The following is a 12,107-nucleotide window of genomic DNA, read 5'->3' as shown; positions in this document are numbered from 1 at the left end:
GAGGGCACGTCGGAAGGAGGCACTGGGTGATCGAGCTGGAGGGGGTTCCCGAGCTGATCGACCCAGTCATGGTGGCCGCGTTCGAGGGCTGGAACGATGCCGGTGACGCCGCTTCCACCGCGGTCGCGCATCTGGAGCGGGAGTGGAAGGGCGAGGTGTTCGCGGCGCTCGACGCCGAGGACTACTACGACTTCCAGGTGAACCGCCCCACGGTGTGGATGGACGCCGGCGTGCGCAAGATCACCTGGCCGACGACACGGCTGTCGGTGGTCCGGGTCGGCGGCGAGAAGCCGCGCGACCTGGTGCTGGTCAGAGGTATCGAGCCGTCCATGCGCTGGCGCTCGTTCTGCAACGAGCTGCTCGGCTTCGCCCATGAGCTGGGCGTCGAGCTGGTGGTCGTCCTGGGCGCGCTGCTCGGTGACACCCCGCACACGCGTCCGGTGCCGGTCAGCGGGGTCACGTCCGACTCGGACCTGGCCCAGCGGATGGACCTGGAGGAGACCAAGTACGAGGGCCCGACGGGCATCGTCGGCGTCCTCCAGGAGGCGTGCACGCACGCGGGCGTCCCGGCGGTCTCGCTGTGGGCGGCGGTCCCGCACTATGTCTCCCAGCCGCCCAACCCGAAGGCCACGCTGGCGCTGCTGAACCGGCTGGAGGACCTGCTCGACCTGCGGATCCCGCTGGGCGAGCTGCCCGAGGACGCGCGCGCCTGGCAGGTCGGCGTCGACCAGCTGGCCGCGGAGGACAGCGAGGTCGCGGAGTACGTGCAGACGCTGGAGGAGGCCCGGGACACCGCCGAGCTGCCGGAGGCGTCCGGCGAGGCGATCGCCCGCGAGTTCGAGCGGTATCTGCGGCGCCGGGACGTCAGCCCGCCGGGCGGGCACGCCACGGCGGACGGCAGCGACAGTGCGTCGTACCTGCGGGACAGCCCCAGCGGCAGGACACGGCCGCCGAAGCCGCCGAGGGCCGACACGCCCGGGAACGGCGGGAGTTCCGAGGAACCCGGCGACACGGGGGCCTCCGGGCCGGACGACGAGGACACCTCCGAGGACTGAAAAGGGGCGGTACGCATGGCGCGTACCGCCCCTGTCTGTCAGGTGTCAGCCGTTGATTGTCGGCTTTGCGCCGGTGGGGGGCGCGGGTGTTGGCGTTTGTTTACAAGGCCACGCCGAGCAGCGCGTCCACCGTTCGCGACACGACGCCCGGCGCCCCTGTGTCCGTGCCGCCCTCCGTCTGCTGCTGGGCCGCCCAGCGGTCCACCGCGGCCAGGGCGGCAGGCGCGTCCAGGTCGTTGGAGAGGGCCTCGCGGATCTCCTCGACCAGGGCCTCGGCCGGCGGGCCGTCGGGGCGGGAGACCGCCGCTCTCCAGCGGTCCAGGCGGGCCACGGCGTCGGCCAGGACCTGGTCGGTCCACTCCCAGTCCGCGCGGTAGTGGTGGGAGAGCAGGGCGAGGCGGATCGCGGCCGGGTCCACGCCGTCGTGGCGCAGCCGGGAGACGAAGACCAGGTTGCCCTTGGACTTGGACATCTTCTCGCCGTCGAGACCGACCATGCCGGCGTGGACGTACGCCTTGGCCATCGGGAACTCGCCGGTGAGCACCTGGGCGTGCGAGGCGCCCATCTCGTGGTGCGGGAAGGCCAGGTCGGAGCCGCCGCCCTGGACGTCGAAGGTCATGCCGAGGTGGTCGAGGGCGATGGCCACGCACTCGATGTGCCAGCCCGGGCGGCCGCGGCCGAGGGAGCCGCCGTCCCAGCTGGGTTCGCCCTCGCGGGCGGCCATCCACAGCATCGGGTCGAGAGGGTTCTTCTTGCCGGGGCGGTCGGGGTCGCCGCCGCGCTCGGCGGAGAGCAGCCGCATGGCGGCCGCGTCGAGGTTCGAGACCTTGCCGAAGTCGGGGTCGGCCTCGACGGAGAAGTAGATGTCGCCGTCGAGCTCGTAGGCGGCGCCGAGCTCACGGAGCCGCTCGACCAGCGGCACGATGCCGGGTATCGCCTCGACCGCGCCTATGTAGTGCTGCGGCGGCAGCATCCGCAGGGCGGTCATGTCCTCGCGGAAGAGGGTCGTCTCCTTCTCGGCGAGGGCGACCCAGTCGACACCGTCGCGCTCCGCGCGTTCGAGGAGCGGGTCGTCGACGTCCGTCACGTTCTGGACATACTGCACCTGCCGCTTGGTGTCGAGCCACACGCGCTGCACCAGGTCGAACGCGTTGTAGGTCGCCGCGTGACCCATATGGGTCGCGTCGTACGGCGTGATGCCGCAGACGTAGATACGGGCGACGGGACCGGGGTCGAGAGTGACCAGACCGCCGGTCGCGGTGTCGTGGATCCTCAGGTCGCGGCCCTGACCAGGCAGGGCGGGGACCTCGGAAGCGGGCCAGGCATGCATGTACATGAGCGTAACCGGACCCGAGTTCGGTATACGAACCGGATCGGGCCGGACGGCCGGAAAGGCGCTCTTGATCTTGTGGCCTGGATGTGCTGAAAGGCCGCCTACACGGGTGGCCAGGGGATGGCGGGCCACTCGCCGCTCGGTTCCGGGTGTCTGCCGGCGGTGAGCAGCTCGTCGACACGCGCGCGTGTGGCGTCCAGTTCGGCGGCGGTGATCAGTTCGGCCAGCCGGACGCCCAGTGCGCCGCCGAGGGCCTCACGCAGGCCTTCGAGGACCTCGACGGCGTCGGCGGTGAGCGATTCCCCGGCCCAGCCCCAGAGCAGGGTGCGCAGTTTGTTCTCGACGTTGAAGGTGACGCCGTGGTCGATGCCGTAGAGCCGGCCGTCGGCGGTGGGCAGCAGATGGCCGCCCTTGCGGTCGGCGTTGTTGATGACGGCGTCGAGGACGGCGAGCCGGCGCAGCCGTTCGTCGTCGGCGTGCACCAGGAGCGCCGTCCTGCCGTCGCCGACCTCGGCGAACCCGATGGCCTTCCAGCCGGGCTCCGGCTCCTCGGCGTCCACGAGGGCGAGCAGGTCGCCGCCCTCGGGGTCGACGTCGATCCACAGCTGGCACATGCCCTCGCCGTACGGCCCGTCGCGCAGGACGGTGGGCGGGACCAGGTCCCAGCCGGTGGCCGCGGAGACCTCGTAGGCGGCGACCTCGCGCTGGGCGAGGGTGCCGTCGGGGAAGTCCCACAGGGGGCGTTCCCCGGCGACCGGCTTGTAGACGCAGGACGCTTCCTCGCCGTCGTACGCGACCGTGCAGAACAGCGCCGCGTTGGAGGCGTCGCGGATGCGGCCGCGCACCTTCAGCTCACCGTGGGCGAGCAGGTCGGCGGCGGTCACGCTCCGCGGCGGTATCCGTTCTGGCGCGGACATACGTGTCCTTCCGGGTCGAGCGGGAGGCTGCACAGCGGGCACGGCGGCCGCCCGGCGTTGACGACGTCGAGGGCGCGCTTGCAGAAGGCTCTGGCCTGCGCGCCGGTCAGCCGGACCCGCAGCATCGGGGGCCCGTTCTCCTCGTCCTGGAGGAGCCGCTCCTCGGCCTCGGCGAGGTCCTCCTCGGATTCGGCATCCAGTTCGACGAGGGCCTGGGCCTCGACGATCATGCGCTCTTCCTCGCCGTCCCAGGCGAGCGCCATGGTGCCGACGCGGAACTCCTCCTCGATGGGGGTGTCGAGCGGGGCGCTGTCGGCGATCTCGTTGGGTGCGACGGCGGGCACGGCCGCGTTGCCGCCGCTGCGCCGTACGACCTCGTCGAGGAGTTCGTCCATGCGTTCGGCGAGCGCGGCGACCTGGGTCTTCTCCAGGGCCACGCTGGTCGTCCGGGGGCCGGCCGTGGCCTGGAGGAAGAACGTACGGCGTCCGGGCAGTCCGACCGTGCCCGCGACGAAGCGGTCCGGCGGATCGTAGAGGAACACCTGACGGGACACGTCCTGTCTCCATGGGAATCGAGAGTGCGTGGGATCGGGAGGGCGACGACGAGGGTGGCGACTACCGGGATCGCCGCGTGGATCGCTTCACCCTACTGCGGTTGACGATCACGGCGCGCCGGCGCCGCCACCGACCGTGGCGTCTTCCCCGGGAGGTTCCTCGCGGGGGGCAAGGGACGCGAAATCCCCGGTGTCCCCGAGACGAACGAGAAACGGCCTGAGGCGGGTGTAGCGGATCGCGGTGACGGAACACGGTTCGACGGAGATCCGCTGGAAGAGGTCGAGATGCAGGCCGAGCGCGTCCGCGACGAGGGACTTGATGATGTCACCGTGCGAGCACATGAGATAGACGGCGTCGGAGCCGTGGTCGCGCTCCACGCGCGCGTTCCACTCGCGTACGGCCTCGGCGGCGCGGGTCTGCATGGCGCGCATGGACTCGCCGCCGGGGAACGCGGCGGCCGACGGGTGCGCCTGGACGACCTCCATCAGCGGCTCGTCCTTGAGTTCGGCGAGCTTGCGGCCGGACCAGTCGCCGTAGTGGGCCTCCCCGATCCGCTCGTCCGTGTGGGCGGTGAGTCCGGGGCGGGCCTCCAGGAGGGGCCGGATCGTCTCCTGGCAGCGCTGCAGGGGGCTGGTGACGACCTCGGAGATCGGCAGCCCGGCGAGCCGGCCGGGCAGTGCGGCGGCCTGGGCGGCGCCGCGCTCGTCGAGGGCGACGCCCGGCGTCCAGCCGGCGAGCACCCCGGAGGTGTTGGCGGTGGACCGTCCGTGCCTTACGAGGATCAGCGTGGGCATGCCGCCCAGGGTAGGCGCACACCGAAGTGCGCAGGTGAGCGGGCGACGGGACAATACTCTCCGTGATCGTCGACTGCGCCATCTACCGGGGCGGGGAGCGGACGGAGACCCCGCAGGACTTCTCCGACGCCCTCGCGGAGGCACGCGCGCGTGGCGACAGCTTTCTGTGGATCGGCCTGTACGAGCCGACGGAGCGCGAGTTCGACCTGGTCACCGACGAGTTCGGGCTGCATCCGCTGGCCGTCGAGGACGCCCTGACCGCCCACCAGCGGCCCAAGCTGGAGGTGTACGACGACTCGCTGTTCGTCGTCCTGAAGCCGGTGACGTACGAGCCGAAGAGCGACGCGGTGACCTCCGGCGAACTGATGATCTTCATCGGGGACTCGTTCGTGGTCACCGTGCGCCACGGGACACCCTCGCCGCTCGGGGACATCCGGCGGCATCTGGAGGAGCAGCACGAGTTGCTCACGTACGGGCCGACAGGGGTGCTGTACTCGATCTCGGACGCGGTCGTCGACCACTACCTGGAGGTCTCGACCGAGCTGCAGAGCGACCTGGAGGAGCTGGAGGCCGAGGTGTTCTCACCGAGCGGCGGCTCCCTGCGCACCGCGTCGCGGATCTACACCTTCAAGCGGCAGATCCTGGAGTTCCGCCGGGCGACCGCGCCGCTGGCCGTGCCCATGACCAAGCTGGCGGGGGTGGGCCAGTACGGCGGCGGGACGCCGGTGCCTTTCGTGCAGGAGCAGGCCCGTCCGTTCTTCCGGGACGTCAACGACCATCTGCTGCGCGTGAACGACGGTGTGGAGTCCCTGGACCGGCTGGTGTCGGACATCCTCAGCGCCCATCTCGCGCAGATGAGCGTGCGGCAGAACGACGACATGCGGAAGATCTCCGCGTGGGCGGCCATGGCGGCGGTGCCCACGCTGATCGCGGGGATCTACGGCATGAACTTCGACCACATGCCCGAGCTGCACTGGTACTGGTCCTACCCGGCGGTGATCCTCTTCATGGCCTTCCTGGAGACGGTGCTGTACCGGCTGTTCAAGCACCGCGGCTGGATGTGATCAGGCGAACTCGGCGGCGGGGGCGGCGGGGCCGCCCAGGGCGTTCCTGCGCTCGGGCATCCGCAGCGAGACCATGCGGCGCCAGCCGACGGCGCGCTCGTAGCCGTAGACGACGTGGATGCCGAGGGCGAGCAGCGCGGTCCTGGTCCTCGGCCAGCCGAGGATGCGGCCCATGTGGGCCATGACGGCAAGGCTGACGTCCCGGTAGACGCGGATCTCGGCGAGTGCGCACTCGCGCAGTGTGCGCTGGATGGCGTGACCGTGTCCGGCGGACGCGAGGCGGAGCAGTTCCTCGTGGCAGTAGGCGAGGTGGTTGTCCTCGTCGTGGGAGATCATCTTCACCGCGCGGCCCATCTCCGGGTGGTCGGCGAAGTCCCTGCGCAGCAGCTCCATCTGCTCGGAGGCGCGCTGCTCGGTGACCCTGCTGTGGGCGAGGTAGGTGACGATCTCCGGCACGGTGAGCAGCCGGTCGGCCCTGAGCCTGGCGTGGGCGAGCCCGATCCCCTGCCGCTCCAGGAGCATCGTGTAGTCGGTGTCGGCCGGCACCGGAACGGGCGTCAGCCCGCGCTTCTTCAGCAGGGCGTTGAAGATCCGGCCGTGCTTGTCCTCGTCGGCGCCATGGCGGGTGATCTTGGGGGCGAGGTCGCGTTCGCCCCGGGGTACCAGCGCGGCGATCCGTGTGTTCTCCCAGCCGCCCTGGGACTCGCCGCTGGCCGCGATGGAGCAGAAGAGCCGGAAGGACTCGTCGTTGTCGATGATCTCCTGGAACAGACTCCTGGCCGAAAGCATCGTGGGCACCTCTCTGGAGGACTCACCGAACCCGCAAAGAACGAGTCAAATGCCGCATCGAAGCGGCTGCAACAGGGGTGCGGGCGAACTCGGCCGAAAGGTGGAGCACCGGGGTCACACCGGGGGCGTAACCGCGCGGGCACGGGCGCGTTGTGCTGCGTGACGGCCGTGGCGGGGAAGACCCCCGAGCCCCCACCACGGCCGTGGACCTCTCCCCGGTGCTCCCGATGCTCCCGGCTCTCCCGATGCTCCGGGTTCCCTCGGAGACGCCTACGCGAGCCCGGCGCGCTCCACGGCCTCGGCGCCGGCCCGCAGCGAGGCGAGGCGCTCGTCCAGGGTGAAGCCGGCGGGGGCGAGGGACAGCGTGGTGACCCCGGCGGCAGCGTAGGCCTTCATCCGGTCGGCGATCCGGTCCACGGACCCGAGCAGGGTGGTCTGGTCGATCAGCTCGTGCGGTACGGCGGCCGCGGCCCCGTTCTTGTCCCCGGACAGGTACTTGTCCTGGACCTCGGTGGCCGCCTGCTCGTACCCCATGCGCCGGGCGAGCTGGTTGTAGAAGTTCTGCTTGCGGCTGCCCATGCCTCCGACGTACAGCGCGGTGTACGGGCGGAAGGTGTCGGCGAGCGTGGCCACGTCCTTGTCGTCGCCGACGGCGAGCGGCAGCGTCGGGCAGATGTCGAACCCGTCGAGGGTCCTGCCGGCCTTCTCCCGCCCCGCGCGCAGGTACTGGACGGCCGTCTCCTCCAGGTGCTCGGCCGAGGGGAAGATCAGCAGCGCGCCGTCGGCGATCTCGCCGGTCTGCTCCAGGTTCTTCGGCCCGATGGCTGCGATGTAGACCGGGATGTGCTCGCGCTCCGGGTGCACCGTGAGCTTGATCGGCTTGCCCGGGCCGCCCGGCAGCGGCAGCGTCCAGTGCTCCCCTTCGAACGACAGCCGTTCCCGGCTCATCGCCCTGCGCACGATCTCCACGTACTCGCGGGTGCGGGAGAGCGGCTTGTCGAACTTGACGCCGTACCAGCCCTCGGAGACCTGCGGTCCGGAGACGCCGAGGCCGAGCCGGAAGCGGCCGCCGGACAGGGAGTCGAGGGTCGCGGCGGTCATCGCCGTCATGGCGGGCTGCCGGGCCGGGATCTGGAAGATGGCCGAACCGACGTCGATGCGCTCGGTCTTGGCGGCGACCCAGCTGAGCACGGTGGCGGCGTCGGAGCCGTAGGCCTCGGCGGCCCAGCACACGGCGTACCCGAGCCGCTCGGCCTCCTGCGCCACGGCCAGATTGTCCCCGTCCATCCCGGCGCCCCAGTAGCCGAGGTTGATCCCGAGCTGCATGGCCGTACCCCTTACCGATCAGTAACGTCGCTGTTGCGAGAGACCTTAGCGCGGTCGTTTCCTGTGAGGGAGATCGGCCGTGGCGCGGCTGCGGGTCGTGGGGGCCGCACCGTCCCGGCCTCTGGGGAAATCGGTTATCCACAGGCAACCCAACGCACCAGCTCTGGCCAGTAATCTCGCGGGCATGGAGCAGAGGCATCTCGGCCGTACCGGCCTGCGCGTGTCCAGAATCGGACTCGGCACCCTCACCTGGGGCCGGGACGTCGACGAGCACGACGCCGCGGACATGCTGAAGACGTTCTGGGAGGCCGGAGGGACCCTCGTCGACACCGCGGACGTGTACGGCGACGGAGAGGCCGAGTATCTGCTCGGGCAGCTCATGGAAGGCCTGGTGCCACGCCGGGACCTGGTCATCTCGACGAAGGCGGGCAGCGTCCCCGACCCCGACCGCCGGTTCAACGGCTCCCGCAGCCATCTGCTCGCCGCGCTCGACGCCTCCCTCGCCCGCCTCGGCACGGACTACGTCGACGTCTGGCACGTGCACGCCTACGACCCCGACACCCCGCTGGAGGAGACCCTCCAGGCCCTCGACCTGGCCGTCAGCAGCGGCCGCGCCCGCTACGCCGGCATCTCCAACTTCTGCGGCTGGCAGCTGGCGAAGGCGGCGACCTGGCAGCTCGCGGCGCCCGGCACCCGCACCCGGCTGGCCAGCACCCAGCTGGAGTACTCGCTGCTCCAGCGGGGCGTGGAGCGCGAGGTCCTCCCGGCCGCCCTCGACCTGGGCATCGGCCTGCTGCCGTCCTCCCCGCTGGGCCGCGGCGTGCTGACCGCGAAGTACCGGAACTCCACTCCCCCGGACTCGCGCGGCGCCTCCGAACACCTCGCGCCGTTCGTCGCGCCGTACCTCGACGACACCGCGAGCCGGATCGTGGACGCGGTACAGACGGCGGCGGACGGGCTCGCGGTGACCCCGCTCCAGGTCGCCCTCGCGTGGGTGCGGGACCGGCCAGGCGTGGCCGCGCCGATCGTCGGCGCGCGCAACGCGCGGCAGCTCACGGGGGCGTTGTCAGTGGAGGCGCTTAGTCTTCCTGACGAGATCTGCCGGGCGCTCGACGATGTGTCGGCGCCCGTGCACCGCTATCCCGATCACGACTGGAGCACGCTGTGAGCACGGAGCCGGAGCTGGGCGCTGGGCCCGAGGCCGACGAGGTGGGTGACGGCGGCGCGGCTGCCGGGGGCCCGGCTGCGGTGGGCGGCAAGGCCCCCGAGGGCGGGTCCGCCGACACTGACGGACCGGCCGGCGCCTCCGGCACGGCGAGCACAGACCGTGATGGTGACTCCGAGGACCCGACCGGAACGACAGGCCCGGCGAGCGCCTCCGACGCCGAGGACGCGGCCGGAGACGGCGGTACCGATGGCGCGGGCGGGGGCGGTGGGGCGGACGCCGCCGGCACTGGCGGCGAGGGTGCGGCCCAGGTGTCCGAGGCCGCGGCCGAGTTGGCTGCTCAGCGTGTCGAGCGGGAGCGGATCGAGCGGCGGAAGGCCGAGAAGAAGGGGCCCGTCGGCAGCGGTGCCAAGCTGAGCGGCAAGGCGGCCGATCTGCTCGCGGCGGTCCGGGCCGTGGAGGGCGGCGAGAAGCCGGCGGCCACCGTGTTCAGTGCCCCGGCCGAGCCGGCCCCGCGCCGGGCGGCCCCCGCCCCGGAGCCGGTCCGCCCGCCGCAGCCCGCCGCCCCTGCTGCCGCCGCTCCCGCCACGGAGACGGTCACGGCGGTACGACGTGCCCTCGCCGACGGCGGTGCGCCCGAGTCGCTCGCACCCCAGGTCGCCGCCGCTCTCGGCGAGGGAGCGGACGCGCTGCTGCGGGCGGACCCGTGGCAGCTGCTGCGGGTCACCGGCGTACGACCCGACCAGGCCGACGGGTTCGCGCGGGCGCTGCTCGGCGCGGAGTGCGGTCCGGACGACGAGCGGCGTGGCCGGGCGGTGACCGGCTGGCTCCTCGAGCAGGCCGCCGTGGCCGGGCACACCGCGCTGGAGATGTCCGCGCTCACCGCCGCGCTGGCCCAGCGGGCGGTGCCCGACCCGGAGGCGGCCGTGCAGAGCGCGATCGCCGAGGGCGAGGCGCTGGTCTTCCGGGACGCGCTCGATCCGGGCGCCCCCGAGCCCGAGGACGACGAGGAGGAACGGCCGGTCCGGGTCCTGGCCGGTCTGGAGCGGTACGCGCTGGCCGAGGAGAGCCTCGCCGACGGACTGGCCCGGCTGGTCAACTCCCTCTCCAAGGACGCTTCGGAGCGTTGGGAGGCGGCCGCGGCGGCCGCCTCCGCAGGCGCGGCCGAGCTGGCGAGGGCGGTCGCCGGACACGGCCTCGTCCTGCACACGGGCGGCGAGGCGGCCCGCGCCGAACCCGCGGCCCTGCTGACCGCCGCCCGCACCGCAGGGCTGCGTGCCTTCGCCGCCGCGCACACCCCCGACGGACGCCGCCGCCTGACCGCGCTGCTGGAGGACGGCGAGGGTGCCGACGGCACCGTCGCCGGTCTCCTCTCCGGTGCCGAGGGGCCGGGCCGGGACGCGGACGGCGCCCTCGATCTCGATCTGCTGATCGTGCTGGACGCGCCCCAGCTGGACGTGGAGGACGCGGCGATCCTTGTGGAGGCGCTGCCCGACGGGGCCCGGCTGGTGCTGAGCGGGGATCCGGCGGTGCTGTGGTCGGCGGGCCCCGGGCGGGTCTTCGCCGATCTCCTGGCGGCCCGCGTGTGCCCGGCGATCGCCTCGCGCACGCCCGACCCCGGTCCGCTCGGCGAGCTGGTCTCCGGGATCGGCGTCGGCGAGCTCACCCAGGTCGAGGCGCCCGGCAAGGAGATCGTGATCGTGCCCGTGCGGGACGCGGGCGAGGCGGTGCACCGGACGGTGCAGCTGGTCGCCGACTCGGTGCCGCGCGCGATCGGCATCCCCGCCGAACAGACCGTGGTGATCACTCCGGGCCACGGCGGCGCGGCCGGCACCCGCGCCCTCAACACCGCGCTCAAGGAACGGCTCAACCCGGGCCCCGGCCGCTTCGGCGGCTTCGACCCGGGTGACCGGATCGCCTACTCCCCCACGCCGGGCCGTACGGTCCCGGGCCAGGTGGTGAAGGCCGACGCCGAGGGGCTGCACCTGTCGTGCGCGGGCGTGCCCGTCGTCGTACCGAAGGAGCGCGTGGAGCAGTCCGTCCGGCACGGGTGGGCCCTCACCGCCCACCAGGCGACGGGCAGCCGCTGGCCGGCAGCGGTCGTGGTCCTCCCCGGCGACGCGGCCCAGTCGCTCAGCCGCCCCTGGGTGTACACGGCGTTCAGCCGGGCGGAGCGCCACCTGTCGGTGGTCCACGGTGTGGAACAGGCCCTGCCCAAAGCGGTGGCGGAGTCCCTGCCCAAGCCCCGGACGACCCGCCTGCCGCTGCTCCTCACGACACAGGTCCCGGCCACGTAAGTCACTTTTCCAGCCACAACGGCACCGGTCGGCGGTGCCCATCCGGCCTCACGCTCCCGGATGCGCACCGCCGACCGGCCGGGAAATCAGCGCTCGGCGTCCAACGGCTCCAGGTCCTCGTCCTCGTCGAGGTCGAGTTCGTCCAGTTCGTCGGCTCCCGCGCTGTCCTCGACGTCCTCTTCGTCCTCGTCGTCGAACACCGCGCTGACGTCGAACCGGCACACGACCCGCTGCGGATCGACCGCCTCGAACGGGGTCTCCAGCCACTCCCCGGGCTCGGCCGGCTCGTCCGCCGCGGTCACCCACAGCGTGGAGTCGCCCTCCTCCAGCCCGAACTCCTTGTGCCGGGAGGCGATCTCGTCCGGTTCGAACTCACCGAACAGGATCCCCACCGCCCCGTGGATCGTGCCGGCGGCGTCCTGGTCCACGCCGGGACCGGCGGCGTACTCCGCCGCCTCGACCCGCTGGGCCTGAGCCAGCAGCCGCTGTGGTTCCGCCACGGAGTAGTCGCGGCGGATCAGCACGCTGATCGCGTTCGGTTCCTCGGGGCCCGCGTACGGGGGCAGCGAGTCCTCCGTACCGGGGATCTCGAAGGGCGTGACCTCGTCGTAGCGGTCGTAGAGCAGCTCGTCGTAGACCTCGGCGGCCGCGGCCAGCTGGTTGAACGCCTCGTAGACAGCGGGGTCGTCCTCCCCCGACCTGCGTTCGACCGCGGCCAGATGGCGGTCGAGCGCGGTCTTGACCGCCTCGGCGGCGGCGCGTACCTCGGCAGCGGTGGGCTGCGCAGCATCAGACATAGTGCAGACGCTATC

General features: G+C 72.4%; 11 protein-coding genes. 4 read left to right on the top strand and 7 right to left on the bottom strand.

All coding sequences use genetic code 11. The annotated features are described in order from the left end of the window. Nucleotides 1–26: 26 nt before the first annotated feature. Nucleotides 27–1,055, top strand: coding sequence for a PAC2 family protein (locus AB0D85_RS11185; RefSeq protein ID WP_362317091.1), 1,029 nt, complete (start codon nt 27–29; stop codon nt 1,053–1,055). 100 nt (nt 1,056–1,155) lie between these two features. On the opposite strand, the gene mshC is transcribed toward AB0D85_RS11185, so the two are convergent. From mshC to AB0D85_RS11165, 4 genes are all read right to left on the bottom strand, one after another. Then, a complete protein-coding gene (gene mshC, locus AB0D85_RS11180; protein WP_362317088.1) occupies nt 1,156–2,385 on the bottom strand; it encodes a cysteine--1-D-myo-inosityl 2-amino-2-deoxy-alpha-D-glucopyranoside ligase in 1,230 nt (409 codons plus the stop codon). Nucleotides 2,386–2,489: 104 nt separating this feature from the next. Beyond that, nucleotides 2,490–3,305 (bottom strand): SCO1664 family protein, encoded by an 816-nt coding sequence (locus tag AB0D85_RS11175; RefSeq protein ID WP_362317085.1) that lies wholly within the window; start codon nt 3,303–3,305, stop codon nt 2,490–2,492. Further along, entirely contained in the window at nt 3,269–3,859 is a 591-nt protein-coding gene (locus AB0D85_RS11170) for a DUF3090 domain-containing protein (RefSeq protein ID WP_362317083.1), read from the bottom strand. Before AB0D85_RS11170 ends, AB0D85_RS11175 begins: the two co-directional genes overlap by 37 nt. Before the next feature lie 108 nt (nt 3,860–3,967). Then, on the bottom strand, nt 3,968–4,654 hold the full coding sequence (locus tag AB0D85_RS11165) for a histidine phosphatase family protein (RefSeq protein ID WP_362317080.1): 687 nt from the start codon (nt 4,652–4,654) through the stop codon (nt 3,968–3,970). 62 nt (nt 4,655–4,716) lie between these two features. Between AB0D85_RS11165 and corA the strand changes: the two genes are divergently transcribed. Further along, nucleotides 4,717–5,718 (top strand): magnesium/cobalt transporter CorA, encoded by a 1,002-nt coding sequence (gene corA / locus AB0D85_RS11160; RefSeq protein ID WP_362317076.1) that lies wholly within the window; start codon nt 4,717–4,719, stop codon nt 5,716–5,718. On the opposite strand, the gene AB0D85_RS11155 is transcribed toward corA, so the two are convergent. After that, nucleotides 5,719–6,507 carry a ferritin-like domain-containing protein gene (locus tag AB0D85_RS11155; RefSeq protein WP_362317073.1) on the bottom strand — a complete coding sequence of 263 codons (789 nt, stop codon included), beginning with the start codon at nt 6,505–6,507 and terminating at the stop codon, nt 5,719–5,721. A 270-nt stretch (nt 6,508–6,777) separates the two neighbouring features. Beyond that, entirely contained in the window at nt 6,778–7,833 is a 1,056-nt protein-coding gene (locus AB0D85_RS11150; RefSeq protein ID WP_362317071.1) for an LLM class F420-dependent oxidoreductase, read from the bottom strand. A gap of 184 nt (nt 7,834–8,017) precedes the next feature. Here AB0D85_RS11150 and AB0D85_RS11145 point away from each other — a divergent pair, with 184 nt between their 5' ends. Both AB0D85_RS11145 and AB0D85_RS11140 read left to right on the top strand, forming a co-directional pair. Further along, nucleotides 8,018–9,001 (top strand): aldo/keto reductase, encoded by a 984-nt coding sequence (locus AB0D85_RS11145; protein ID WP_362317068.1) that lies wholly within the window; start codon nt 8,018–8,020, stop codon nt 8,999–9,001. After that, on the top strand, nt 8,998–11,295 hold the full coding sequence (locus tag AB0D85_RS11140) for a helix-hairpin-helix domain-containing protein (RefSeq protein WP_362317065.1): 2,298 nt from the start codon (nt 8,998–9,000) through the stop codon (nt 11,293–11,295). Before AB0D85_RS11145 ends, AB0D85_RS11140 begins: the two co-directional genes overlap by 4 nt. Before the next feature lie 86 nt (nt 11,296–11,381). On the opposite strand, the gene AB0D85_RS11135 is transcribed toward AB0D85_RS11140, so the two are convergent. After that, nucleotides 11,382–12,092, bottom strand: a complete 711-nt coding sequence (locus tag AB0D85_RS11135; protein ID WP_362317063.1) for a hypothetical protein — start codon at nt 12,090–12,092, stop codon at nt 11,382–11,384. Nucleotides 12,093–12,107: the final 15 nt, after the last annotated feature.

The organism is Streptomyces sp. NPDC048277 (genome assembly GCF_040652235.1).
In the GTDB taxonomy this organism is placed as follows: domain Bacteria; phylum Actinomycetota; class Actinomycetes; order Streptomycetales; family Streptomycetaceae; genus Streptomyces.
This window is presented reverse-complemented; position numbering and strand designations above follow the sequence as displayed.

Excerpts from the sequence above, each read along its gene's own strand:
- AB0D85_RS11155 (WP_362317073.1), bottom strand. The coding sequence starts at position 6,507 with ATGCTTTCGGCCAGGAGTCTGTTCCAGGAGATCATCGACAACGACGAG.
- AB0D85_RS11175 (WP_362317085.1), bottom strand. The coding sequence starts at position 3,305 with ATGTCCGCGCCAGAACGGATACCGCCGCGGAGCGTGACCGCCGCCGAC.
- AB0D85_RS11165 (WP_362317080.1), bottom strand. The coding sequence starts at position 4,654 with ATGCCCACGCTGATCCTCGTAAGGCACGGACGGTCCACCGCCAACACC.
- AB0D85_RS11145 (WP_362317068.1), top strand. The coding sequence starts at position 8,018 with ATGGAGCAGAGGCATCTCGGCCGTACCGGCCTGCGCGTGTCCAGAATC.
- AB0D85_RS11135 (WP_362317063.1), bottom strand. The coding sequence starts at position 12,092 with ATGTCTGATGCTGCGCAGCCCACCGCTGCCGAGGTACGCGCCGCCGCC.
- mshC (WP_362317088.1), bottom strand. The coding sequence starts at position 2,385 with ATGCATGCCTGGCCCGCTTCCGAGGTCCCCGCCCTGCCTGGTCAGGGC.
- AB0D85_RS11150 (WP_362317071.1), bottom strand. The coding sequence starts at position 7,833 with ATGCAGCTCGGGATCAACCTCGGCTACTGGGGCGCCGGGATGGACGGG.